Origin of the sequence: Marinobacter sp. NP-4(2019), assembly GCF_003994855.1 — a bacterium.
Taxonomy (GTDB): domain Bacteria; phylum Pseudomonadota; class Gammaproteobacteria; order Pseudomonadales; family Oleiphilaceae; genus Marinobacter.
The window spans coordinates 1,171,714-1,195,218 of sequence record NZ_CP034142.1 but is presented as its reverse complement, the minus strand read 5'-3'; the positions used below and the strand labels follow the sequence as shown (position 1 = coordinate 1,195,218).

Here is a 23,505-nt window from a genome sequence, read left to right as displayed (position 1 = left end):
TATTTACTTGTATTTATTGCTTAGTAAGCCAGACAAACGTCCGGCGGGAACACACTGGAGCCCGGTCAGTCACTGACCGGGCTTTCCTTCATGGCAGCATTCATGCGACGGCGCAGCAGGGGGCCAACCAGGTATGGCAGCGCCAGACTCAGCCCGGCGACCAGCCAGAAACTTTTGGCCAGGGTGCTGGCCCAGAGAATGCTCCAGTCACCATCCGACAGCACCAGGGCATGCCCGAGGTTCTTCTCCATTTCCGGTCCCAGCAACAGACCGAGAATGATGGGTACCACCGGAATCTCCAGCTTGCGGAGGAAGTAACCGGCAACCCCGAACGCCACCATGAAGTACAGATCGAAGGTACTGTTGCTGATGGAGTAGATGCCCACGAAGGCAACCATGGTCACAATCGGCAACAGGTACATGGGGGGAACCGACAGCAGCCGTACAAAGACCCCGACCAACGGAATGTTCAGCAACAGCAACAGCACATTCCCGATGAGAAGGGCAGCAATGACGCCCCAGACAATATCAGCGTTCTGGGTGAACATTAGCGGGCCGGGCGTGATGTTCAGCGAGATCAGCATCGCCAGCAGGACTGCCGTCGTGCCACTGCCAGGCACACCCAGGGTCAGCATGGGAACCAGAGCACCCGAGGAGGCACCGTTGTTACCCGCCTCAGGCGCAACCACACCGCGGATGTCGCCTTCGCCGAACTTGCCTTTCTTACCCAGGACCTGCTTCTCCAGCGTGTAGCTGATAAAGCTGCCCAGGGAAGCGCCCGCCCCCGGCAAAACCCCGGATATAAACCCGAGCACACCACCACGCAACTGGGTAGGAATGGTGGTGACCAGTTCGCGGAAGCTGAGCGTCAGCTTACCGACACTCACCTTTTCGCGGCCATGGCCCATGCGTGACTCGACGAAGAACAACAACTCCGAGATCGCAAACAGACCGACAATGGCGAGAATGAAGTCGATCCCCTCGTACAGCTCCAGGACGCCAAAGGTGTAGCGCTGGGTACCGGTGGAGATATCAATCCCCACGGTGGAAATCATGATCCCGAGAGTGGCGGCGATCACGGTTTTCATCGGGTTTTTACCGGTGATGCCACCGAGCGTTGCAAACGCCAGCAGGAACAGCGCGAAGTACTCCGCCGGTCCGAAGCTGAGGGCAAACTTCGCCAGCACCGGGGCCAGCATGATCAAACCAACCGTCCCGATCAGACCACCGGAGAACGAGGCTATGGCCGAGATCGCCAGCGCATCCGCCGCCCTGCCCTTGCGAGCCATGGGGTAGCCATCAAGACAGGTCATCATCGCCGGCTCGTCACCGGGGATATTGAGCAGGATGGAGGATATGCGGCCGCCATACATGGCCCCCGCGTATACCGAGGTAAGCAGAATCATGGCCGTTTCCGGCGGCAGGCCCAGGGTGAATGCCAGCGGAATAAGAATGGCCACACCATTGGCGGGGCCGAGCCCCGGCATACAACCGATCAGGGTACCGGCAAAGGCGCCGAGCAACGCAAACATCAGGTTGTACGGCGTCAGTGCCACCGCAAACCCCTCCATCAAAAAACCGAGCGTTTCCATCAGTGCACCTCCAGAAGACCGGCGGGCAGGTTCAGTGACAGGCCATAGTTGAACAGGACAAACACCACTACCGCACTGATCAGACCGGTCACGAACGCGCTTCGGGGATTAGCGCCCATGCGCCAGCTCAGAGCGCCCACCGCCAGGGTTGTCGATATAACAAACCCCAGGGGCTCAAGCAGCATGGCGTACACCACCAGAACCAGCAGGGACACCACCAGCTCCAGCGCGGACTTACCCAGCGGCCACTGGGCATCGGGGTCCGGCTTGATCATCAGGTAGATGCCACCGGCCACCAGAACGACCGCAAGGATGGTAGGGAAGGTTTCCGGCCCCACGGTTTCGGCGCCACCAAACGGTTCGGGCCACTGCTGGGCCACCCAGCCGTAGGCGACAGCCAGCACCATAAGGCCAAGACCAAGAATTCGATCACCGAAGCCAGTCATTTGAGCAGCCCTATTTCGCGAGACAGATTCTCGATGTCCTGCACCTGCTCCCGGACAAAGCTGTCAAATTCACCCGCGGGTGGATGGAAAGGGATCAGACCATTGGCCTTCATAACCTTTTTCCATTCCTCGCTGGCATAAAGGGTATCGACCGTCTTCGTCCAGTAGGTCTTTGATTCTTCAGAGGCGCCCTTCGGCATGTAGAAACCGCGCCAGTTCGGACCGACCGCATTGATGCCCTGCTCTTTTGCCGTCGGAATCTCTGCAAAGTCGCCCGGCACACGCTCATCCGCCAGTACCGCCAGCACACGGAGGTCGCCGGATTCCATAAAACCGGTGACTTCGGAGAGGTCTCCGGTAAAGGCATCAACCTGGCCGCCCACCACCTGGGTCATGGCTTCGCCGCCGTTGTTGTACGAAAGATAGGGAATTGACGGGAGCTGGTCGGCACCGGCGGCCTTGGCAGTGATCAGAACCTTGAGATGATCCCATCCGCCCCGGGCACTGCCGCCCGCGAACTTTACCGACTTGGGGTTCGCCTTGACGACATCCAGAAGCTGGTTCAGATCCTGATACTCGGAGTTATTGCCCACGGCAATCACGCCATAGTCCGCCCCCAATGCGCCAACCCAGCTCACCATATCCGCATTCAGCCCCGGGAACTGCTTCTGCGCCAGCCGCGTGGTGGTGGCAGTGGATGCGGCCACAATAAGCTTGTCATCCTCGGCCCGCTTGCTGACGGTGTGGGCAAAGGCAACCCCGCCGCCGGCTCCAGCCATGTTCACTGTCTGTACCGTGCCATCGATCAGGCCAAGCTCCCGCAGGACATTGCCGACACTGCGGCAGGTAAAATCCCAACCGCCGCCCGGATCGGAAGGCGCGATACATTCGACCTTACCGGAAGGCTGCCAGGCCAACGCGGACATGCTAAAGGTGGCGGCCGCCACGAAGGAAAGCGTTCGTTTGATAGTCATGATTGTCACCTCACTCTTGTTTTTGTGGTCTCTGCCAGGGCAGACCTCATTACTGGGTGCCGCTGGCGGGAGACTCGCAAAAACAGACTAGAGGGCAATCAACGCCGCCAGAAGTTTTTGGGCGTAAAGCCTTTAAAGAAATTAATGGGCGTTAAGTTCATAAAATTTACGGGCAATCGCAAGGCGTGTGATTTAACCTGACGGGATAACGACAACAAACCAATCGCTGCTGATAACGTGTTCCGAAAAACCAAACTTAAAACCCGAATGATCCTTTCACTCGGCCTCGTCAGTGCCCTGCAGACGACCCTGATTGGCGTATTTGCCGGCTATTACCTCAGTGACTCCCTGTTTGACGAGATCGGACAGCGGGCGCTGATGGTCGCAAAAACTGTTGCCGCCGCGCCCTCTGTGATTGAGGGGATCCGCCAGCGCGATATTGAGTCCCTTAACCTGTTGGCCAGACGTCTGGCACACACTAACGAAGCTCTGTTCATTGTGATCGGAGACCGCCAGGCCGTCCGCCTTGCTCACCCTTCCGCTGACCGGATTGGCCACTCCATGGCTGACGACGACGGTGACGACGGCCGACGCGCACTGATCGATGGTGAGTCCTACGTTGCCAGGGCCGAAGGCAGTCTGGGCGACTCCATGCGTGGCAAGGCACCAGTGATTGAACCGGATAGCGGCGAGATTATCGGCATTGTGTCCGTCGGCTATGGCGTCGATCAGGTGAACGCAACCATCGAACGGTACAGTATTGTACTTTACAGCGTTGTCGGCCTGGCGCTACTGATCAGCATACTGATCGCCATCGTGATAGCGGGGCGATTCAAACGCGCCATATTCGGGCTGGAACCGGAAGAAATTGCGCGCCTGTTCCAGGAACGGGACGCCACACTCCAGTCGGTCCGGGAGGGCATCATCGCCATCAACCGTGACGGCATCATCACCACTGTGAACCGGACCGCCCTGGAAACCCTCGGACTGGACCCGCACACACCTCTGGCAGGCCGCCCCATTCTCGATGTCCTGCCAGAGAGCGACCTGCTTTCGGTACTTGAATCCGGCACGCCGGACTTTGACCGGGAAGTGTGGCTGCGGAATCGCCAGATGATTGTGAACCGGTTACCTGTCCGCCAGGGCGCAGACATTATTGGTGTGGTCGCCAGTTTCAGGCTTCGGGACGAAGTGGACCAGGTCAGTCGGCAACTCACTCGCATACAGCAGTACGCTGACACCTTACGAAGCCAGACCCATGAATACTCCAACAAGCTCCATACCATTGCCGGCCTGATCCAGATCGAAGCCTATGAAGACGCACTGAACCTGATCGGCAGCGAAGTCAGTGATCACCAGGCGCTGATTCACCTGTTGCTGGATGCGGTGCCCGATCCCGTCATTGCCGGCTGCTTGCTGGGCAAGTACAACCGGGCGCGGGAAATGGGCCTGCACCTCCACATCGATCCGGAAAGCCGGATGACGGACATACCCGCCGACATGCCGCGAGATCAACTGGTCAGCGTGCTCGGCAACCTGATTGACAACGCCCTTGAAGCAACCCGCCTGCAGACAGGCGAAGGCGGACTGGTTCAGTTATCCATGACGGACCTGGGACACGAGCTGATTTTCGAGGTGGAAGACCAGGGGCCCGGTATTCCCGAAGACGCCCGGCAGAGGATTTTTGAGAAAGGCGTGAGCACAAAAGAAGGTGATACCCATGGCTATGGTCTGTACCTGGTACACCAGTTCCTGAACCGCTGGGGAGGATCCGTCACGGTTGAAGAACTGCCAGGGAAAGGCTCCCGTTTTACCCTTTACCTACCCAAAACCAGCAAAGGGAGGGACTGTCATTGACCACCATTCGAGTTCTGATTGTTGAAGATGATCGGAAAATTGCGGAAATTCAGCGACGATTTGTTGAACGCCTGGACGACGTCGAACTGTGTGGTATAGCCCACAGCCTCGAAGACGCACGAGACCTGATCGACGTGATGGCGCCGCACCTGATCCTGCTGGATATCTATTTCCCCGACGGCAACGGGCTTGAGCTGCTTCGGGAACTCCGGGCAAAAGACAGCAGCAGCGACGTAATTCTCATCACCGCCGCCAAGGAAGTGGAAACCCTGAGAAGCGCCCTGCGCGGCGGGGTTTTCGACTATATTCTCAAGCCACTGGTGTTCGAACGTCTTGAGGAAGCTGTCAGCCGGTACCGTGACCACCTTCGCCACCTCTCCGGCCTGGTCCAGGTCGCACAGAAAGAAGTGGATGCCCTGCTGCCCCGCAGTTCCGGCGAGGACACCCAGCCGGCCCGCGATGAACGACTACCCAAGGGCATCGACAGCATCACGCTGGATAAAATCCTTGAGGTGCTGTCATCCGGCCAGCACTGGAGTGCGGAAGAACTGGGCAATGCCATCGGCGCCTCCCGCACCACCGCCCGGCGCTATCTGGAGTTTCTGGTCGGAAGAGGCGAACTGACCGCGGAAGTAACCTACGGCAACGTTGGACGTCCGGAGAGGCGGTATCACCTTTAGTCGCTGACCAGCATTGACTAACACTCACCATCGTCCCTGCAACGTCGCCACAATGCGCCGGCCTCCGGCATGGTCGCGGTGCTCACACAGATAGATTCCCTGCCAGGTCCCCAGGGCCAGATGGCCATTGGCCACCGGGATGGTCAGTGACGGACCGATCAACACACTCTTGATATGGGCCGGCATGTCATCCGGCCCTTCGGTGGTGTGTTTGTAGTGGGGCGCATGCTCCGGCACCATGACATTGAAATGTCGCTCCAGGTCCCCGCGTACGTCCGGATCGGCGTTTTCATTGATCGCCAGCGACGCCGAAGTGTGCTGGATAAACAGGTGCAACAGCCCCATCTCACAATTCCGCAACTCCGGCGCCTGAGCCAGCACCTCGTTGGTCACCAGATGGAATCCCCTGGGCAATGGCGCCAATTCAATAAAGCTCTGATCCCAGATCATTGAATTCCCCCTTTTGAACACACTCATAAAGCTTGCTGACTCAAGACTATCTTGAGCGTAATCAATCCGCTACACAACCACTGATCATTCCGTACAGGAAATCAGTGCTAACGTCACAGGGACTGCTAATCTATAGGAATACTCCGCGCCGCTAGTTATGGACAGGTAACGTTACATCAACAATGGAGAGTTGTCCGAGGTTGCACTATGCCACACAATCACGAAGCTATGCTGCAATTGAACCAGGCAACATCGCTGGCAGAGAAACTTGTCCACCTGCACCAGGTTACCAAAGAGAAATACCCCTTCATCACGCGGATCAGCGTGGCTCTTTATGACAGCGGCACCGACCTTGTACGCACCTTCATCTACAGTGGAGAGACCTCTCCGCTGAATCACTACCAGGCCAAACTGGAGCGCTGCCACTCCCTCAAGGTTCTGGCGGAAAAAGGCACCTACCGCCTGGAGCAGGATCTGTCGGTATTCGCTGACAGCCACAAGATCCATGCCATGAAAATCTACCAGGCCGGCTACCGCGGCAGTTATACGCTACCACTGCTGTTCGAGGGAGAATTGCTGGGATTTATCTTCTTCAATACCAGCCGTGAGAACGCCTTTTTCCCGGACTGCCTGTCATACCTGGACCTGATCGGCGAACTGGTGGGGCTGCTGCTGTTCAGTTCCATCAGCACCGTCCGCACCCTGCTGTCCACGGTCAAGTCCGCTCTGGATCTGACCTTCTCCCGGGACCCGGAGACCGGCGGTCACCTGCACCGGATGTCCCGCTACGCCCGCACCATTGCCCGTGAAATGGCATCGGTTCATGAGCGGGACGATCAGTTTTCCGAGTATGTATACCTGTTTGCACCTCTACACGACATCGGCAAGATCACCATACCCGACAGCATCCTGCTCAAGCCCGGCAAGCTGACCGAGGCGGAATTCGAAAAAATGAAGGAACATGCGGAGAATGGCCGCAAGCTGGCCCAGCGGCTGATCACCAACTATGGATTGAGTGGTGTTCCCCATCTGAATATCCTGCTCAACATCGTCGGCAGTCACCATGAAGCCTGGGACGGCAGCGGATACCCGGAGGGTTTAAGCGGCGAAGATATCCCGCTTGAGGCACGCATAGTGGCCGTTTCCGATGTGTACGACGCACTCACCAGCCGCCGTCCATACAAGGAGCCCTGGACCGTTGAAGAGTCGGTGGCGGAACTGAGGAAGCTGGCCGGGAAGAAGCTGGACCCGGCCTGTGTAAATGCCCTGCTTCTGAACTTGAACGAGGTGCTGGAAATTCAGAGCAGCTTCCTGGACGATGACGATGAGCCCGCCGAGGCCACTGGCCTGGCCTAGGTGTCGTTCGGGGCTGCCCCAGCAACCCACAGTGACTACTTCTGCAATTCGTCCCACGGGTGGACCGGTACCACCGCCTCGGTCACTTCGGCCTCGTAGGTACTGCGGAAATAGTCCATGGCCTTCTCCGCTTCACCCAACACATCAAAACGGGCAATGTGATAGATGGCCTCGCCTTCATTCACCAGCGGCAGGTTGTTGACGCAGATAACGATACCCGACACCGGCGACAGCACCGCCGCCTCGGTTTCACCAAACGGGTCTGCCACCATCGCCAGCTTCTGCCCTTTACGGACCTTTTGTCCGAGATGGGCCACGGGGCGCATGATGCCATCGATATCGGCGCGCACCCAAAGGGAATTGGCGGCGGTTTCAGAACGCTTCCTGGGGGCTTTCGGACCTTTCTTGGCGGGCACCATTTCCAGTTCCCGCATCACCCGGATGACCCCTTTCACGCCACTGGTGATCACCACATCATCGAATCTCAGAGCTTCTCCACCTTCGTAGGTCACCACCGGAATATCCAGAGAATCCGCGTAGGCTCGCAAACTGCCCTCCCGCAGGCTGGCGTTGATGATGATCGGCGCCCCGAAGGCTTCCGCCATGCGAATGGTTTCCGGATTCTTCAACTCGGCGCGAATCTGCGGCAGGTTGAACCGGTGAATCGCTCCGGTGTGCAGGTCAATGATATGCGTGACATGTTCCATAATCTGGGTGCGCAACAGGTAGGCAATACGCCCCCCCAGGGAACCGCTCTCACTGCCCGGGAAACACCGGTTCAGATCCCGCCGGTCAGGCAGGTAGCGAGTACGCTGCACGAACCCGAATATATTGACAATTGGCACGGCCAGCAGGGTACCGCGCAGGTGCCGCAGGGCCGAATTGGTCAGCACCCGGCGGACAATCTCCACCCCGTTGATTTCATCCCCGTGGATAGCACCACAGACCATCAACACCGGCCCGGCCCGGCGACCATGAATCACCTCCACCGGAATGTGCAGCGGTGTGTGGGTGTACAGTTTGGCAACCGGCACTTCCACGGTTTGACGAGTGCCGGCCTTGATCTCGGTACCGGCGATAACAAAGGGCGCTCTGGCCATCTCAGCCTCTCCCTTTGGTACGGGTTTTCCAGGGTTTCTGGTTTTTCTCGATCCAGTTAACAATCATGCCCGCGACGTTCTTGCCGGTGGCATTCTCAATGCCTTCCAGTCCAGGTGACGAGTTCACCTCCATCACCAATGGTCCGCGACTGGAACGCAACAGATCCACGCCTGCCACATTCAGGCCCATGGCCTTGGCGGCCGTGATCGCGGTGCGGCGCTCTTCCGGAGTAATACGAATCAGAGAGGCAGTACCACCACGATGCAGGTTGGAACGGAACTCCCCTTCCGCCCCCTGACGCTTCATAGCCGCTATGACCTTGTCACCAATAACGAAACAACGGATATCGGCACCGCCGGCTTCCTTGATGAATTCCTGCACCAGAATGTCTGCCTTGAGGCCCATAAAAGCCTCTATCACACTTTCGGCGGCCTTGCGGGTTTCCGCCAGCACCACGCCAATGCCCTGGGTGCCCTGCAGCAGCTTGATCACCACCGGGGCGCCGCCCACCATCTTGAGCAGTTCCGGAACGTTATCGGGCTTGTTGGCAAAGCCGGTCACGGGCATGCCCACGCCTTTGCGGGCCAGCAGCTGCAACGAGCGCAGCTTGTCCCTGGACCGGGTAATGGCCACGGATTCATTGACGGGAAACACCCCCATCATCTCGAACTGCCGCAATACCGCTGTACCGTAGAAGGTAACCGAGGCACCAATCCGCGGTATCGCCACATCGAAATCCTCCAGCACCTCTTCGTGGTAGTGAATCTGGGGGTTGGACGATGTGATGTTCATGGAACAGTGCAAGCAGTCAATTACCCGTACCTCATGCCCCCGGTTAATCCCCTCCTCGACCAGCCGGCGAGTAGAGTACAGGTGGCGGTTGCGCGACAGAATCGCAATCTTCATTTGATCGTCCTTAGGGCCGGTTCACCGGCGAGATAGGAAGCTTCGGGAAATATCACGGAACGCCCCGCCATCGCGGTACGCCCCAGCAGCATCCGGAACCGCATGGAATCCCGGTTGGTTAACGTCATTTCTACGGGCCAGACCGTATCACCCAGGACCACCTGGGTATGGATCACCAGACGCAATTCGCGGTGGCCACCGGAATCCGACACCGTACGCTCATCCAGCACAGCCGCGTCACATTCCACTACGTGGTGAAGGTTGTTCTGGACCGGATGCACCCAGAAACGCACACGACGCTCACCGTGTTCGGTGTAGGGCTCGGTTCGAAACGTATGCAGACAGGAGGTGCGCGCCCCCGTATCCACCTTCGCCTTGAGCCGCGGAATGTCCAGGTCAGGCAATGCCACCCACTCCCGCCAGCCAAGGTTGATCCTGCCCTCAAGCGTTGGGTATGTGGCAGGTTTTGCGGGTTTATCCGTTTTCGTTGGCATCCGGCAGTTCCTTTTGGGTCGTTCTTTCCGGCCGCAGCAGTTCCACCCGGAAAGGGGCGGAATGGCTTCCGGCATAAATGCTGGTATGAGGAAACGGAATCTCGATTCTCTCCCGGTCCAGCGTCTTCTTGATGTCCACCATCATGTTACTGCGGCTTTCCAGTACCTGCTCTTTCGGTACCCAGAACGAAAACTGCAGATCAACGGAGGACGGTCCAAATGACGTAACCAGCACAAATGGTCGCGGCTCCTCCAGACAGGCCGGGTTCCGCTCGGCCAGCGTCAGAAGCAGCGCCTCGACCTTCTCCACATCTTCAGCGTAGGCAATACCCACCGACAGGTCGAGACGTCGAATCGGAAAGCGGGAACGGTTCACCACCCGTGTCTTGATCAGGGTTTCATTGGGAATCCGCACATACAGATTGTCGGTGGTTCTCAGCTTCACACTGAGCATATCAATGCCGACAACCTCCCCCAGCGTGGCATCCACTTCAATAAAATCACCGATTTCAAAGGGCCGTTCCACCAGCAGAAAAAGCCCGCTGATCATGTTCGAGGCCGAGGTCTGGGAAGCAAAACCTATGGCCACCGTCAGGATACCCGCGGCGCCCAACAACACATCAAGCGAGAAGCCCGCCTCCCGCAGCGCCGCCATGGCAAACACAGCGACCACAATGTAGAACACCAGACGGCGGAACATCACCGTATGGTGTCGCGATGTTCTTGCCTGCATGACGCGGGAAACGCTCCGGGACGCCAGGGACCCCAGAATAATACCCAGAATCAGCAGGAATGCAGCGCTGAGCCACTGCATCCAGGGCAAACCGCTGGCAATCTGCAACAGACTGCTTTCCATTTCCTCGATCAAACGATTGGCTCCATTGTCAGCTCCCGCACGCTATACCCGAATTACCCGAACATTCTGTCGAATGTTCGTACCAGCCGTCCGCGGTTGCCCTTTTCACGCGCCGGTGCCACCAGCTTGCAGACACCCGCCACGTTGAAAAGGGTCTGATCCACGTTCAGGCTGGCCGAGTTCATTTCAGTTTCACAGACGACCGTCACAGCGGGTGTCCACAGCTGTCCCCGTTCGTTCTGGTGCAACGACAGCAACGGTGTCGGCAGACTAAAACGCTCCAGCAACAGTGGTTCGGCACGGCGGTTCCTGATTTTTACCGGAGTAATGGCCCGCCAGGGACGCTTAGGCACCGCCTCCAGGACCAGGCGGGCAAAACTGGGCGCCGAATAGCACAACTCCCCTTCCATGGTATTCCTCCCTACCCAGGTCTGGGAGGGCTTCGACAACGCCAGTTCCGTCAGTAGCGTGCGCTGTCGACCAACACATACCTGCATCCACACCACAGTACCAACATAGATCACACACTCGCCACCGGCGGGAATGGTCAGTGGTTGATAGGGGCGAATCACGGTGGGGAGATTCGCCAATGCCGGAAGAAAGACCACCTCGTGACTGTCGTCCGGCCGCACAAAACGCTGGAGGGGAACATCACTGCCCGGCAGCACATAACTGATCTGCTCGGTCCAGCGCATCGGATCGACGTCCGCGTTCACGGTTTCCGAGCGAATCTGCCATTCAAGATCAAGCCGGGTAACCCAAAGGCGCGTCTGACTGAGTTCATGAAACTGGGTTTGCCCGGACTCCAGGCTATAGGGGTGAGCCCAGGCCCCATCGCGCGGCTGCGCGGATTCTTGGTTATTATCAGCCATTGGCATCCTGAACATTCTGGCGAAAAAACAGTTTTAACTATAATCCAATCAATGCCTTCCAGCGAATATCCTGATGATGATATTTGCTCATCCGAAGCGGTGGTAATTACCCCTATCCGCACTGCCATCCAACCTAGACAGGAAATTTGATGACCCAACTCGTCTGGTTCCGCAACGACCTCCGCCTGGCGGACAATCCGGCCCTGACCGCAGCCTGCAAGACCGAAGGTCCCGTCAAAGCCTGTTTTATCGTGACACCACAACAGTGGCAGGAACACGACTGGTCCCCGGCCCGGGTCCGCTTCGTTATTGCTCACGCCAACGCCCTGGCCAGGGAGCTTGCGAAACTGGGCATTCCCCTGACCTTCCTCGCAGCCCGCCGATTCAGTGACAGCATTGAAGCGCTGCTCAACCACTGCCGCGAGCAGGGCATCACCGCCTTACACTTCAACGAAGAATACGGCATCAACGAACGCCGACGGGACAAAACCGTCCGTCAACAACTTGCTGCCCAGGACATCAAGGTAAACAAATACCGGGACCAGACCGTGGCCCCCGTCGGCGCCATCCTGACCCAGCAGCAGGAACCCTACTCGGTATTCACCCCCTTCTCCCGCCGCTGGCGCAATTGGATCGAAGAACACCAACCGGCGGTCTTCCAGGTACCCGCACCACAGGGCGATGCGGTAAAACCGCAACAGCTCGACGCCATACCGACCGGCTTTGAAAACGCCCCACCAGCCCTGGTCAAAACCGGCGAACACGCCGCCCACGACCAAATGGATGCCTTCCTTGACGAACGCGGCGGTCACTACAAGGACCAACGGGACTTCCCCGCCCTCAACGGCACCAGCCAGCTGTCACCCTACCTCGCCAACGGCGTACTCTCCGGCCGCCAATGCCTGATTGCCGCACACCAGGCCCAAGGCGCGGGCAGCAACCAGGAAGGACTGAACACCTGGATCAACGAAATCGCCTGGCGCGACTTCTACATCCACATCCTCTACCACTACCCCCGCGTCAGCATGCACCGGGCCTTCAAACCCGAAACCGAACAGCTCGCCTGGAACACCCCGGGCGACCACCTTGAAGCCTGGAAAACCGGCCACACCGGCATCCCCATCGTCGACGCCGCCATGCGCCAACTCAACCAGACCGGCTGGATGCACAACCGCCTGCGCATGATCACCGCCATGTTCCTGACCAAAAACCTGTTCATCGACTGGCGCCTGGGTGAGGCCTACTTCATGTCCAGACTCGTCGACGGTTTCTTGGCCTCCAACAACGGCGGCTGGCAATGGAGCGCCTCCACCGGCACCGACGCTGCCCCCTACTTCCGGGTCTTCAACCCGGTGACCCAGAGCGAGCGGTTCGATCCGGAGGGGGAGTTTATTCGCAAATGGGTGCCGGAACTGCGGAAGCTGGATGACAAACGCATCCATGATCCCGGCAAGGGTGGTGTTATACCGAAGGGCTATCCACGACCGATTGTGGATCTGAAGGAAAGTAGAAAAGAGGCAATCGCAAAATTTCAGGCGTTGAAAGACTGACTCCGGAGCTGAGAGTAGCCGTCAGCCAACCACTGCCCAAAACCCTGCGGAGCCATGGATGGCGGAGCGGAGCCTACAAGGACGTATTCACGGCGTGTTTTGGGCAGTGGTTGGCTGACGGCTACGGCCTACTCCGGAATTAAAGATTATTCTCCAGAACAAACCGGGCAACCGGGATCCCGCGCCAGCTTCATCTCCCGCCATTCCATCCGCCAGGCATCCAGAATCAACAACCGCCCAACCAACGGCCTGCCAACCCCGGAAATCACCTTCACCGCCTCCATCGCCTGACTGGCCCCGATCATCCCCACCAAAGGCCCGATAACACCAGCCTCCGAACAGGACAAATCCTCATTGCCCTGCTCCGGATACAGACAGTGATAACACGGGCTCTCCGGATCGCGGGAATCATAGACCGACAACTGCCCCTCGCCGCGAATCGCGGCGCCGGATACCAGCGGCACCCTCGCGGCAACACAGGCCCGGTTAAGGGCAAACCGAGTGTTAAAGTTATCGGTGCAATCCACCACCAGGCTCGCTTCGCCCACCCGACGAACCAGCTCATTGCTCTCCAGACGATGGGCGACGACCTCCACCGACACCAGTGGATTGATCCGACGCACCCGGTCCGCCAGACTCTCAGCCTTGGCGGTCCCCATCTGATCCTGACTGAAAGCGATCTGACGCTGAAGATTGGCCAGTTCGATGGCATCATCATCCACCAGGGTAAGATGACCGACCCCGGCCGCACCCAGATAAAGCGCCACCGGACACCCCAAACCTCCGGCACCCACCACCAGTACACGGGCGGATTTCAGCCTCTCCTGACCGGCGATATCAAACGACGGCATCAGAATTTGCCGGCTGTAACGCATCAGTTCTTCATCGCTGAGCATCGCCCACCCCCATTTGGAATCCCATCACGTGACGACTATTCAGCCCGGCCATTGACCCAAGGTCAACCGGTCACGATTGCCATAATCCCTGCGGGTCTCGACTGCTACCAGTCCCGCTCGTTCAAAGAGCGCCCGAACCGCCTCGCCCTGATCGTAACCATGCTCGACCATCAGCCAGCCATTACTGTTCAGCCACCGTGGGCCGGACTCCACGATCGCCCGGATATCGTCCAGACCGTCTTCGCCGGCGACCAGCGCGGACGAGGGTTCAAAGCGCACATCGCCCTCATTGAGATGGTGATCACCGCGGGCAATGTAGGGCGGATTGGACACAATCAGGTCAAAACGCCCCGGCGGGAGCTGGTCGAACCAATGACTCAACACCACGGTCACCGGTAAGCCCAGCCGTTGGGCATTGTCAGCGGCGAGCTCGACCGCCGAGGGCACGGCATCACACGCCAGCACATGCCAACCACCGTTTTCGCTGGCCAGCGCCAGGGCAATAGCACCGGTTCCCGTACCCAGATCGAGTATTCGCGCGTTATCCGCAAGCGGCAACTCCAGCGCCGCCTCCACCAGGCACTCGGTATCCGGCCGCGGAATCAGGGTAGAGGCACTGACCTTTAGAGGAAGGGACCAGAATTCCTGCTCACCCAGAAGGTGGGCCACCGGATGTCCACTGACGCGCTGCTGGACCAGCGCCTCGAAGCGTCTCGCCTCGGTGGCGGTCACCTGCCGTTCCGGCCAGGCACGAAAACTGGTGCGGGACAGGCCGGTGACGTGACTGAGCAACAGCTCGGCATCCAGTCGCGGGGACTCTCCGGAAATCGCGATGGTCGCTTTTCGCAACAGCGACCCACAGGTCAGTGACAACTCACTCATCGGAAAGTGACGCAAGCAATTCGGCCTGGTGCTCCTGTTGTAACGGAACCACCACGGCATCAAGGTCGCCGGAAATGACTTCATCCAGCTTGTACAGGGTCAGGTTGATACGATGGTCGGTCACCCGGCCCTGGGGGAAATTGTAGGTGCGGATTCGCTCGGAGCGGTCGCCGCTACCCACCAGGCTCTTGCGGGTCTCCGCCATGGATTTCTGCTGACGTTCGGTTTCCGCATTCTGCAACCGCGACGCCAGCAGGCTCATCGCCTTGGCGCGATTCTTGTGCTGGGAGCGCTCTTCCTGGCACTCCACCACAATCCCCGTGGGCAAGTGGGTAATGCGGATGGCCGAATCGGTCTTGTTGACGTGCTGGCCACCGGCGCCGGAGGAGCGGAAAGTATCCACTCGCAGATCCGCCTTGTTGATCTCGATCGTCTCAGCCTCATCCGCCTCCGGCATCACCGCCACGGTACAAGCTGAAGTATGGATACGCCCCTGGGACTCGGTTTCCGGCACCCGCTGTACCCGGTGCGCCCCGGATTCGAACTTCAGCGCGCCATAAACCCCGGCGCCCGCTACCCGGGCAATGATCTCCTTGTAGCCACCGTGTTCGCCTTCGCTTTCGCTGATCACTTCCACCTGCCAACGATGACGCTCGGCGTATCGCGAATACATTTTGAACAGGTCGCCGGCAAAAATCGCGGCTTCGTCACCGCCGGTACCGGCACGCACTTCCAGAAACACGTTCTTGCCGTCGTTCGGGTCTTTCGGCAGCATCAACCGCTGCAGCTCTTCATCCAGCTCGTCGGTTCTCTGCTCGGCCAGCGCCAGCTCCTCCTCGGCCATCTCCCGCATATCGGCGTCGCCATCACGAGCCAGTTCACGGGCCTCCTCAATATCGGCCAGGGATTTTTTCCAGGCCTGGAAGCAATGAACAATCGGCTCGATCTCGGCAAACTCCCGGGAAAGGTCACGGAATTTGTCCTGATTGGAAATAACACTGGAATCGCTCAATAACGCACTGACTTCCTCGAAGCGATCTGACAATTGCTCGAGGCGGTTCTGGATCGATGCTTTCATAGTTTTTCCGGGGTGGTGGCGTCGTCGTCCTGGGCATCAAGCTGATGCAGTTCTCTCAGCCACTCGGTCACTTCGCTGCGACCTTCGGTTGTTGCCTTGCGAACCTGGATGGAAGGTTCGTGGAGGAATTTGTTGGTGAGGCCACGGGCAAGACTTCGCAGTACGGTTTCAGGGTCACCACCGTTGCGCAGGGCCCGTAGCGCCTTTTCGGTTTCAGTATCACGCAGCGTCTCGGCGCGCTGCCGGAACTGCTTGAGCGTGGATACGGCATCCAGTGCCCGCAGCTGGCTCAGGAAATCCTGAACACCATCAGTCACCAGGTTTTCCGCTTCCCGGGCGGCACCCTCTCGGGAACGGATGTTCTCTTCGATTACCTGGCGCAGGTCGTCCACAGTGTACAGGTAGACATCCGCAAGGGAAGCCACTTCCGGCTCAATATCCCGGGGCACGGCAATGTCTACCATGAAATAGGGCCGATGCTTGCGTTTTTTCAGGGCCCGCTCGACAGCCCCCTTACCCAGGATCGGTAACGGACTGGCCGTGGACGAAATAACAATGTCCACGTCCTGAAGGTGATCCGGGATGTCGGACAGAAGGATACCCTTGCCACCCCGGGACTCCGCCAGCGCCTGGGCACGTTCCAGTGTCCGGTTGGCCACCAGGAAGTCCCTCACCCCCGCATCGGCAAGATGGCGGGCAACCAGCTCGATGGTCTTGCCGGCGCCAATCAGCAACGCCTTGTTGCGGGACATGTCCGCAAAAATATGGTGCGCCATGCTGACAGCGGCGTAGGCAACCGATACCGGGTTTTCACCAATGGCGGTCTGGGTACGGACCCGCTTGGCGACGGAAAAGGTGTGTTCGAAGAGACGGGAGAGGAAAGTGCCTGTGGCGCCGTGCTCCCGCGAGAGTGCGTAGGCATCCTTTAGCTGCCCGAGGATTTGCGGTTCGCCCAGCACCATGGAATCGAGGCCGGCAGCAACCCGCATCATATGGCGTACGGCATCGCCGTCACGATGCAGGTAGAGCACTTCTTCCAGCTCGGCTGCGTCCAGGTCATGAAATCCGGCCAGCCAACGCAGAACCACGGGAGCACAGGTATCGTCACCGGCGAGGTACAGTTCGGTGCGATTGCAGGTGGACAGGATCGCTGCCTCACTGGCCCCGCACATTACCTTGAGCTCGGCAAAGGCCTCGGCCATGCGCTCAGGCGTGAACGCGACGCGCTCACGTAGCTCGACCGGTGCGGTGCGATGATTGATTCCCAGCGTAACCAGAGCCATTTCGGGGTTGCGTAGCCTTTTGCCAGAGTACGGACTGTTAACGACATTTTACCGACCAGCCGCCCCGGTCGCCACCCAAAACCCAAGAGAGTTCGGGAAGTGCTGACAGGTTGGGCAATATCAGATGCTTGTGCCATCATAGAGCCTCGGCACTGCATGGTCACATACCCACTTAGGGGTGGCTGTTCCAGATGCGTTGTATACAGAATACGGGATGTTGCATGCATAGATCCGCACCGTTGTTGCTTTCCTGCCTTCTTGGGCTGTCACTCACTGGCTGTGCCACACTGACCGGGACACCGGACGAATCAGCCGGTAACGAAGAACAGACATCCACAGGAAGCACCCCGGCCAGCTCCGGAGACCAGGAGATCCAGTACGCTGATTTCGAGCCGGAAGTACTCTACCTGCTTCTGTCAGGCGAGATCGCCGCCCAGCGTGGCCGCTACGACGTGACCCTGATGAATTACCTGAAGGCCGCCAAACAATCCCGTGACAAAGGGGTGATTGAGCGGGCGATGCGCATCGCACAGTCCCTTAACGGTGATAATGCCCAGCGCCAGCTCGCCAGCCTATGGCTGGAAGTGGACCCGGACAACCTACAGGCCCACCGGGTGTCCGCCATCCAGGCGGTCAGAAACAATGATCTGCCGACAGCCCTGTCCCACATGGAAAAGATCATGGACCTGGGTGGTGACGCCGATTTCGACAGCCTCGCTGCCATGGCCGGCAACCTGCCACCGGAGCAGCAGCGGGAACTGCTGACCCTTTACCAGCAGATGGCCGAACGCCACCCCGGAACTCCGGAACTGGAATACAGCACGGCACTGCTGCTGAAAGTAACCAACCAGCCCAAGCGCGCGCTGGCACGCCTCGAAACGCTATTGGAGAACGAACCGAATTTCCAGCCTGCCCTGATTCTCAAAGGCGACCTGCTTTACCAGGTGGGTGACCGGCGGGAGGCCCTTGATCACCTGCTGGTCAACACCCGGCGCTTCCCGGGCAACCGCCAGATGGGCACGCTCTACGGCCGGATGCTGATAGGTGAAGGCGAACTGCAGGCAGCCCAGGATGAATTCAGCCGCCTGATGCAACGCTTCCCCAACACCCCCAGCCTGCGTCTGTCACATGCTCTGGTGGCGCTGGAAAACGGGCAACCGGACCTGGCCAAACAGGACCTGACACAACTGATCCAGCAGGGCCATCACACCAGCGAGGCCAACTATTACCTGGGCCGGATTGCCGATGAGGAAAACAAAATCGAGCAGGCGATCGGTTATTACCGCAGTGTGGAGGAAGGCAACTACTATTTTCCCGCACTGGCCCGGGCCAGTGCGCTCCTGGCAGAACAGGGTGAACTGGACACGGCACTGACCGACATTCGCGAACTGCGTGAGACCAATCCGAATCAGGCAGAGAACTTCTGGTTGCTTGAGATCAACCTGCTGATCGACCAGAACCAGCAAGAAGCCGCCCTGGAGGCGGCCACCAACGCACTGGAATCGTTCCCGGGCAATGTCCGGATTCGCTACGCCCGCGCCATGCTGTTCGATGGCATGGGATCAACTACGCAGGCAGAAGGGGATCTGCAACAGATTGTTGAAGAAGACCCGGAAAATGCCGTGGCCCTGAACGCACTGGGTTACATCCTCACCAACCATCGTGATCGCCTGGATGAAGCCCGGGCATATATAGAACGTGCGCTGGCTCTCGACCCCGAGAACCCGGCGATCCTGGACAGCATGGGCTGGGTACTCTATCTCCAGGGACAACCGCGAGAAGCCCTGGCTTACCTGTCGGAGGCCTGGGCCGCCTACCCCGACCCCGAAGTATCTGCGCATTACGGTGAGGCCCTGTGGTCCACCGGCGCACGTGATCAGGCGCGCATCATCTGGAAAGAGGGCATAGATGCCGACCCCGATCACCCGGTCCTCATTGAGACCATTGAACGGCTGACAGGAGAACAGGCACCTTGAGATTGTTCCGCCCCAAACTGCTACTGGCAGCCACCTGCGCCCTGGCGCTGGGCGCCTGCACCTCAATCCAGCTGGAACCTCTTCCGGAAGGCATGACCGACCAACCGCCCGCAGACTGGAGCGAGCGTAGCGAGCGCCTGAAAGATTTCCATTCCTGGGAGTTGAGCGGCAAGCTCGCCGTTAAACAGCCCTCTGATAGCGGTACCGCCATTATCAACCACTGGATCCAGGAGCGAGACGCCTATGACCTGGAGCTGTCGTCATCCTTTCTCGGCATGGGCAGAACCAGCCTGCAGGGCGTCCCCGGCTTTATCTCGCTGACCCTGCCCGACGGAGAAACCTACCGTTCGGGGGACCCGGAAGCCCTGATTGCAGCAGCCACCGGCTGGCAGCTACCTATCAACAGCCTTGTGTGGTGGATTCGCGGGCTACCTGGCCCCGATGGTGATTTCCGCCTGCTGTTCAACAAAGAAAACCAACTGGCCATGATTCGACAGCAGGGCTGGGAAATCCGCTATGACCGCTGGCAGCCGTTTATAGCAGGCTACCCGGCACTGCCGGCGCGTATAACCGCGGTCAAAGAAGACAAACGGGTCAGAGTGGTTGTCACCCGCTGGAACGAAACAATGGACCCGCGCCGGTGAACGACTTTACCCTCCCCTCTCCGGCCAAGCTGAATCTCTGCCTGCATATCATCGGGCGCCGGCCAGATGGCTACCACGAGCTGCAGACGCTGTTCCAGTTCCTGGACCACGGCGACGACATCACCTTCCGGCCGGCAAGGGACGGCAGTCACGACATCCGCCTTGAGCCTTCCATGCCCGGCATCGCCGACGACGACAACCTGATCCTCCGCGCCGCACGCCTGCTGGCCGGCACCCAGCACCAGAAGCTTCCGGGCGTGATCCTGTCCGTCGACAAGCGCCTGCCCATGGGCGGCGGCCTCGGCGGTGGCAGCTCCAACGCGGCAACGGTCCTGCTGGGACTGAACCATTACTGGCAACTGGGACTGTCTCTCGATCAGCTTGCGGAACTGGGCCTGCAACTGGGCGCCGACGTCCCGGTATTTGTTCGTGGACATGCGGCCTGGGGCGAAGGCGTGGGCGAACGACTGACCCCGGCCAACCCTCCCGAAGACTGGTTTTTGGTTCTTAAACCCGCCTGCGATATAAACACTGGTAAGATTTTTTCCGAGCAAGGGTTGACAAGGAACACCCCTAGAATCAAAATAGCGCCCGCTTTTGAGGGAGACGCCTCGAGGTACCGAAACGACTGTGAGGATGTAGTTCGCAAACTGTATCCGGAGGTTAATCAGGGCCTGGAATGGCTTTCACAATTCGGACCTGCAAGATTAACCGGAACCGGGGCTTGCATATTTGGACGTTTCCCGACAGAATCCGCAGCCCGGATTATCTGGGAAAGCAAACCCTCCGGCATCACGGGGTTCGTAGCTCAAGGGGTGAACATTTCACCGCTTCACACAAAGCTGACAGAGCTAAAATGATGCCAAAAAAGCACGATACTGGGGTGTCGCCAAGTGGTAAGGCAACGGGTTTTGATCCCGTCATGCGCAGGTTCGAATCCTGCCACCCCAGCCACCTTTCTCCTGCTTCTTCTGAATCAAACGCCGATACCGTGAAGGATGCCGTCGTGTCCAAACTGATGATTTTCGCTGGCAACGCCAATCCCGACCTTGCCAAAGCTATTGCCCAGAAACTCCATATTCCCATGGGTCAGGCCACTGTAGGCCGCTTCAGCGATGGTGAAACCACCGTTGAGATCGATGAGAATGTCCGGGGCCATGATGTATTCATCATCCAGCCCACTTGTTACCCCACCAACGATAACCTGATGGAACTGATCGTGATGGCCGACGCACTTCGCCGTGCTTCCGCAACACGCATCACCGCGGTCATTCCCTATTACGGGTACGCCCGCCAGGATCGTCGCGTTCGCTCAACGCGGGTAGCCATCAGCGCCAAGGTAGTGGCAGACATGATCTCCAGCATCGGCGTGGATCGCGTACTGACCGTTGACCTGCACGCGGATCAGATCCAGGGCTTCTTCGATATCCCGGTGGACAACATCTACGCCACCCCGGTCATGCTGGAAGATATCGAGAAACAACGCTTTGAAAACTTTGTTGTTGTCTCTCCGGACGTTGGCGGTGTTGTTCGCGCCCGCGCCGTCGCCAAGCGACTGGACGACGCCGACCTCGCCATCATCGACAAGCGTCGCCCGAAGGCCAATGTTTCCCAGGTCATGCACATCATCGGTGACGTGAAAGACAAGACCTGCATCCTGGTGGATGACATCATCGACACCGCCGGCACCCTGTGCAAGGCCGCCAATGCACTGAAAGAGCATGGCGCAGCAAAAGTCGTCGCCTATATTACCCACCCGGTTCTCTCCGGCCCGGCCATTGACAACATCAATGCCTCGCAACTGGACGAACTGGTGGTCTGCGACACTATCCCACTGGGTGACAAAGCGAAGAATTGTGATAGAATCCGCACCCTCGGAATGGCCGGCCTGCTCGCGGAGTCCATTCGTCGCGTGAGCAACGAAGAGTCCATCAGCGCCATGTTCGAGAACGCCTGAGGCCGGAGACCCCGGAGTTATTCAGGCAATTCAGCTGGTTACATTACGCTGAAACAGCATTTGAGTCGGGAGCCCTGCAAGGCTCCCGACTCTTTTAGTCAGCCGAAGAAAAGTTTCAACGGCTATTCAGAAACATCACCTGCTCATACGCCTGGTCGCGGGCAGTTCAGGTGACGATTGAGGTACATATCATGTCCCAGGAATTTGTTATCGAAGCATTTCCTCGTGGCGATCAGGGGAGAGGTGCGAGCCGCCGCCTGCGTCGTGAGGAGCGTAAAATCCCGGCCATCGTTTACGGTGGCAACAAGGAAGCCACTCCGATCGCCATCTGGCACAACGAGCTGAAAAAAGCTCTGGAGAACGAAGCTTTCTTCTCTCACGTTCTGACCATCGAGCTCGACGGCAAGAAAGAGAGCGTGATTCTGAAGGATCTGCAGCGTCACCCGTACAAGCCGCTGCTGACCCACGCTGACTTCCTGCGCGTTGACAAGGATCACGAAATCCACGTTAACGTACCGCTGCACTTCATCAACGAAGACAGCGCACCGGCTATCAAGCTTCAGGGCGGTGTTGCCAACCACCAGATCACTGAAGTGGAAGTGATCTGTCTGCCGCAGAACCTGCCCGAGTTCATCGAAGTCGATATGGCTGACGTGGACATGGACAAGGTGGTTCACCTGAGCGACCTGAAACTGCCGGAAGGCGTTCGCATTGCCGCACTGCTCCAGGGTGAAGATCACGACCTGCCCGTTGTGGCCATCCACAAGCCGCGCGGCGCCAAGGTTGATGAAGCCACAGAGGGTGAAGAAGGCGAAGAAGGCGAAAGCAAGGAGTAATCACTCCTGTACTGACGAGGGCAACGGCGGATGGCACAGGATATCCTCATGGTGGTTGGTCTGGGAAATCCCGGTCCTGACTACGAGAATACCCGCCATAATGCCGGCGCCCTGTTCGTCGAAGCTCTGGCCCGCGCTGCGGGCCAGACGCTCCGTCCCGAACGCAAATACCACGGGCTTTACGCCCGCATCCAGTGGCAGGGTCTCGACCTGCACCTGCTGAATCCCACCACCTTTATGAACCGCAGCGGCCTGGCCATCAAGGCACTGGCGGATTTCTTCAAGATTCAGCCCCAACAGATCCTCGTCGCCCACGACGAACTCGATATCCCACCCGGCACCGCCAGGCTCAAGAAAGGCGGCGGACACGGTGGACATAACGGCCTGCGGGATACCATCGCCCACCTCGGCAGCAACGACTTCCTGAGACTGCGAGTCGGCATCGGTCACCCCGGCGACAGCCGCAAAGTCACCGGCTACGTACTTGGCCGCCTCGGCAAACAGGAAAGCGAAGAGCTGAGCGCCGTGATCGACGAAATCATGCGCGTCCTGCCCGACGCCGTCAGCGGCAAACTCCCCGCCGCCATGAACCGTTTGCACAGTTTCAAGCCAACCCCCTGAGCCAGCCTTGCTGGATTACGCCCACGGCTAATCCAACCTACGATTATCCATACCTTACGCAGGTCGAATTAGCAACGCGTAATCCGACACTCCTGAAGCCTGCGCAAGTCGGATTGGCCACAGACCTAATCCGACACTCGGCTCCAGATTTCCCCTTACTCGCTTACACCACCATACACCGGTATAATCCGCCCAAAT

At 58.7% G+C, this 23,505-nt stretch carries 23 protein-coding genes and 1 tRNA gene; 11 read left to right on the top strand and 13 right to left on the bottom strand.

Annotated features, from left to right (window positions below):
* Positions 1–65 precede the first annotated feature (65 nt).
* From EHN06_RS05435 to EHN06_RS05425, 3 genes are read right to left on the bottom strand one after another with little or no spacing between them, the layout of a single operon-like run.
* The gene (locus tag EHN06_RS05435; RefSeq protein WP_127330879.1) at positions 66–1,592 is read right to left on the bottom strand and encodes a tripartite tricarboxylate transporter permease; all 1,527 of its coding nucleotides are present in this window, start codon (positions 1,590–1,592) and stop codon (positions 66–68) included.
* On the bottom strand, positions 1,592–2,038 hold the full coding sequence (locus EHN06_RS05430) for a tripartite tricarboxylate transporter TctB family protein (protein WP_127330877.1): 447 nt from the start codon (positions 2,036–2,038) through the stop codon (positions 1,592–1,594). Before EHN06_RS05430 ends, EHN06_RS05435 begins: the two co-directional genes overlap by 1 nt.
* On the bottom strand, positions 2,035–3,012 hold the full coding sequence (locus EHN06_RS05425) for a Bug family tripartite tricarboxylate transporter substrate binding protein (protein ID WP_127330875.1): 978 nt from the start codon (positions 3,010–3,012) through the stop codon (positions 2,035–2,037). The genes EHN06_RS05430 and EHN06_RS05425 overlap by 4 nt, the downstream gene beginning before the upstream one ends.
* A 267-nt stretch (positions 3,013–3,279) precedes the next feature.
* On the opposite strand from EHN06_RS05425, the gene EHN06_RS05420 reads away from it, so the two are divergent.
* Together EHN06_RS05420 and EHN06_RS05415 are read left to right on the top strand one after the other, a co-directional pair.
* On the top strand, positions 3,280–4,869 hold the full coding sequence (locus EHN06_RS05420) for an ATP-binding protein (protein ID WP_127330873.1): 1,590 nt from the start codon (positions 3,280–3,282) through the stop codon (positions 4,867–4,869).
* Positions 4,866–5,549 (top strand): response regulator, encoded by a 684-nt coding sequence (locus EHN06_RS05415; RefSeq protein ID WP_127330871.1) that lies wholly within the window; start codon positions 4,866–4,868, stop codon positions 5,547–5,549. The genes EHN06_RS05420 and EHN06_RS05415 overlap by 4 nt, the downstream gene beginning before the upstream one ends.
* A 24-nt stretch (positions 5,550–5,573) precedes the next feature.
* On the opposite strand, the gene EHN06_RS05410 is transcribed toward EHN06_RS05415, so the two are convergent.
* Positions 5,574–5,999 (bottom strand): secondary thiamine-phosphate synthase enzyme YjbQ, encoded by a 426-nt coding sequence (locus tag EHN06_RS05410; RefSeq protein ID WP_127330869.1) that lies wholly within the window; start codon positions 5,997–5,999, stop codon positions 5,574–5,576.
* A gap of 207 nt (positions 6,000–6,206) precedes the next feature.
* On the opposite strand from EHN06_RS05410, the gene EHN06_RS05405 reads away from it, so the two are divergent.
* Positions 6,207–7,355, top strand: a complete 1,149-nt coding sequence (locus tag EHN06_RS05405) for an HD-GYP domain-containing protein (protein ID WP_127330867.1) — start codon at positions 6,207–6,209, stop codon at positions 7,353–7,355.
* A 35-nt stretch (positions 7,356–7,390) separates the two neighbouring features.
* Here the strand turns inward: EHN06_RS05405 and EHN06_RS05400 are convergent, their stop codons facing one another.
* From EHN06_RS05400 to EHN06_RS05380, 5 genes are read right to left on the bottom strand one after another with little or no spacing between them, the layout of a single operon-like run.
* Positions 7,391–8,455, bottom strand: coding sequence for a succinylglutamate desuccinylase/aspartoacylase family protein (locus EHN06_RS05400; protein WP_127330865.1), 1,065 nt, complete (start codon positions 8,453–8,455; stop codon positions 7,391–7,393).
* A gap of 1 nt (position 8,456) precedes the next feature.
* A complete protein-coding gene (gene rimK / locus EHN06_RS05395) occupies positions 8,457–9,362 on the bottom strand; it encodes a 30S ribosomal protein S6--L-glutamate ligase (protein WP_127330863.1) in 906 nt (301 codons plus the stop codon).
* The gene (locus EHN06_RS05390; protein WP_127330861.1) at positions 9,359–9,856 is read right to left on the bottom strand and encodes an ATP-dependent zinc protease; all 498 of its coding nucleotides are present in this window, start codon (positions 9,854–9,856) and stop codon (positions 9,359–9,361) included. Before EHN06_RS05390 ends, rimK begins: the two co-directional genes overlap by 4 nt.
* Positions 9,837–10,724, bottom strand: coding sequence for a mechanosensitive ion channel family protein (locus EHN06_RS05385; protein WP_206075724.1), 888 nt, complete (start codon positions 10,722–10,724; stop codon positions 9,837–9,839). The genes EHN06_RS05390 and EHN06_RS05385 overlap by 20 nt, the downstream gene beginning before the upstream one ends.
* Before the next feature lie 41 nt (positions 10,725–10,765).
* Positions 10,766–11,584, bottom strand: coding sequence for a hypothetical protein (locus EHN06_RS05380; protein ID WP_127330859.1), 819 nt, complete (start codon positions 11,582–11,584; stop codon positions 10,766–10,768).
* Positions 11,585–11,733: 149 nt separating this feature from the next.
* On the opposite strand from EHN06_RS05380, the gene phrB reads away from it, so the two are divergent.
* Positions 11,734–13,134, top strand: coding sequence for a deoxyribodipyrimidine photo-lyase (gene phrB / locus EHN06_RS05375; RefSeq protein ID WP_127330857.1), 1,401 nt, complete (start codon positions 11,734–11,736; stop codon positions 13,132–13,134).
* A gap of 146 nt (positions 13,135–13,280) precedes the next feature.
* Here phrB and EHN06_RS05370 read toward each other — a convergent pair whose 3' ends face one another.
* The 4 genes from EHN06_RS05370 to hemA are packed head-to-tail and all read right to left on the bottom strand — an operon-like array spanning position 13,281 to position 17,273.
* On the bottom strand, positions 13,281–14,030 hold the full coding sequence (locus EHN06_RS05370) for a molybdopterin-synthase adenylyltransferase MoeB (protein ID WP_127330855.1): 750 nt from the start codon (positions 14,028–14,030) through the stop codon (positions 13,281–13,283).
* 39 nt (positions 14,031–14,069) lie between these two features.
* Positions 14,070–14,912, bottom strand: coding sequence for a peptide chain release factor N(5)-glutamine methyltransferase (gene prmC / locus EHN06_RS05365; RefSeq protein ID WP_127330853.1), 843 nt, complete (start codon positions 14,910–14,912; stop codon positions 14,070–14,072).
* On the bottom strand, positions 14,905–15,990 hold the full coding sequence (prfA, locus tag EHN06_RS05360) for a peptide chain release factor 1 (RefSeq protein ID WP_127330851.1): 1,086 nt from the start codon (positions 15,988–15,990) through the stop codon (positions 14,905–14,907). Before prfA ends, prmC begins: the two co-directional genes overlap by 8 nt.
* On the bottom strand, positions 15,987–17,273 hold the full coding sequence (gene hemA / locus EHN06_RS05355; protein WP_127330849.1) for a glutamyl-tRNA reductase: 1,287 nt from the start codon (positions 17,271–17,273) through the stop codon (positions 15,987–15,989). The genes prfA and hemA overlap by 4 nt, the downstream gene beginning before the upstream one ends.
* Positions 17,274–17,494: 221 nt before the next feature.
* Here hemA and EHN06_RS05350 point away from each other — a divergent pair, with 221 nt between their 5' ends.
* The 7 genes from EHN06_RS05350 (at position 17,495) to pth (ending at position 23,307) form a co-directional block, all read left to right on the top strand.
* The gene (locus EHN06_RS05350) at positions 17,495–19,249 is read left to right on the top strand and encodes a tetratricopeptide repeat protein (protein WP_127330847.1); all 1,755 of its coding nucleotides are present in this window, start codon (positions 17,495–17,497) and stop codon (positions 19,247–19,249) included.
* Complete coding sequence (gene lolB, locus EHN06_RS05345) at positions 19,246–19,893, top strand: lipoprotein insertase outer membrane protein LolB (RefSeq protein WP_228257414.1); 648 nt, start codon at positions 19,246–19,248, stop codon at positions 19,891–19,893. Before EHN06_RS05350 ends, lolB begins: the two co-directional genes overlap by 4 nt.
* Positions 19,890–20,753 (top strand): 4-(cytidine 5'-diphospho)-2-C-methyl-D-erythritol kinase, encoded by an 864-nt coding sequence (gene ispE, locus EHN06_RS05340; RefSeq protein ID WP_127330845.1) that lies wholly within the window; start codon positions 19,890–19,892, stop codon positions 20,751–20,753. The genes lolB and ispE overlap by 4 nt, the downstream gene beginning before the upstream one ends.
* A 19-nt stretch (positions 20,754–20,772) precedes the next feature.
* A tRNA-Gln gene (locus tag EHN06_RS05335) sits at positions 20,773–20,847 on the top strand.
* 52 nt (positions 20,848–20,899) lie between these two features.
* A complete protein-coding gene (locus EHN06_RS05330; RefSeq protein ID WP_127330843.1) occupies positions 20,900–21,850 on the top strand; it encodes a ribose-phosphate diphosphokinase in 951 nt (316 codons plus the stop codon).
* 191 nt (positions 21,851–22,041) lie between these two features.
* The gene (locus tag EHN06_RS05325; protein WP_127330841.1) at positions 22,042–22,686 is read left to right on the top strand and encodes a 50S ribosomal protein L25/general stress protein Ctc; all 645 of its coding nucleotides are present in this window, start codon (positions 22,042–22,044) and stop codon (positions 22,684–22,686) included.
* 30 nt (positions 22,687–22,716) lie between these two features.
* Complete coding sequence (gene pth, locus EHN06_RS05320) at positions 22,717–23,307, top strand: aminoacyl-tRNA hydrolase (protein ID WP_127330839.1); 591 nt, start codon at positions 22,717–22,719, stop codon at positions 23,305–23,307.
* Positions 23,308–23,505: the final 198 nt, after the last annotated feature.

Excerpts from the sequence above, each read along its gene's own strand:
- EHN06_RS05435 (WP_127330879.1), bottom strand. The coding sequence starts at position 1,592 with ATGGAAACGCTCGGTTTTTTGATGGAGGGGTTTGCGGTGGCACTGACG.
- EHN06_RS05430 (WP_127330877.1), bottom strand. The coding sequence starts at position 2,038 with ATGACTGGCTTCGGTGATCGAATTCTTGGTCTTGGCCTTATGGTGCTG.
- EHN06_RS05425 (WP_127330875.1), bottom strand. The coding sequence starts at position 3,012 with ATGACTATCAAACGAACGCTTTCCTTCGTGGCGGCCGCCACCTTTAGC.
- EHN06_RS05420 (WP_127330873.1), top strand. The coding sequence starts at position 3,280 with ATGATCCTTTCACTCGGCCTCGTCAGTGCCCTGCAGACGACCCTGATT.
- EHN06_RS05410 (WP_127330869.1), bottom strand. The coding sequence starts at position 5,999 with ATGATCTGGGATCAGAGCTTTATTGAATTGGCGCCATTGCCCAGGGGA.
- EHN06_RS05405 (WP_127330867.1), top strand. The coding sequence starts at position 6,207 with ATGCCACACAATCACGAAGCTATGCTGCAATTGAACCAGGCAACATCG.
- EHN06_RS05400 (WP_127330865.1), bottom strand. The coding sequence starts at position 8,455 with ATGGCCAGAGCGCCCTTTGTTATCGCCGGTACCGAGATCAAGGCCGGC.
- rimK (WP_127330863.1), bottom strand. The coding sequence starts at position 9,362 with ATGAAGATTGCGATTCTGTCGCGCAACCGCCACCTGTACTCTACTCGC.
- EHN06_RS05390 (WP_127330861.1), bottom strand. The coding sequence starts at position 9,856 with ATGCCAACGAAAACGGATAAACCCGCAAAACCTGCCACATACCCAACG.
- EHN06_RS05380 (WP_127330859.1), bottom strand. The coding sequence starts at position 11,584 with ATGGCTGATAATAACCAAGAATCCGCGCAGCCGCGCGATGGGGCCTGG.
- phrB (WP_127330857.1), top strand. The coding sequence starts at position 11,734 with ATGACCCAACTCGTCTGGTTCCGCAACGACCTCCGCCTGGCGGACAAT.
- EHN06_RS05370 (WP_127330855.1), bottom strand. The coding sequence starts at position 14,030 with ATGCTCAGCGATGAAGAACTGATGCGTTACAGCCGGCAAATTCTGATG.
- prmC (WP_127330853.1), bottom strand. The coding sequence starts at position 14,912 with ATGAGTGAGTTGTCACTGACCTGTGGGTCGCTGTTGCGAAAAGCGACC.
- prfA (WP_127330851.1), bottom strand. The coding sequence starts at position 15,990 with ATGAAAGCATCGATCCAGAACCGCCTCGAGCAATTGTCAGATCGCTTC.
- hemA (WP_127330849.1), bottom strand. The coding sequence starts at position 17,273 with ATGGCTCTGGTTACGCTGGGAATCAATCATCGCACCGCACCGGTCGAG.
- EHN06_RS05350 (WP_127330847.1), top strand. The coding sequence starts at position 17,495 with ATGCATAGATCCGCACCGTTGTTGCTTTCCTGCCTTCTTGGGCTGTCA.
- EHN06_RS05325 (WP_127330841.1), top strand. The coding sequence starts at position 22,042 with ATGTCCCAGGAATTTGTTATCGAAGCATTTCCTCGTGGCGATCAGGGG.
- pth (WP_127330839.1), top strand. The coding sequence starts at position 22,717 with ATGGCACAGGATATCCTCATGGTGGTTGGTCTGGGAAATCCCGGTCCT.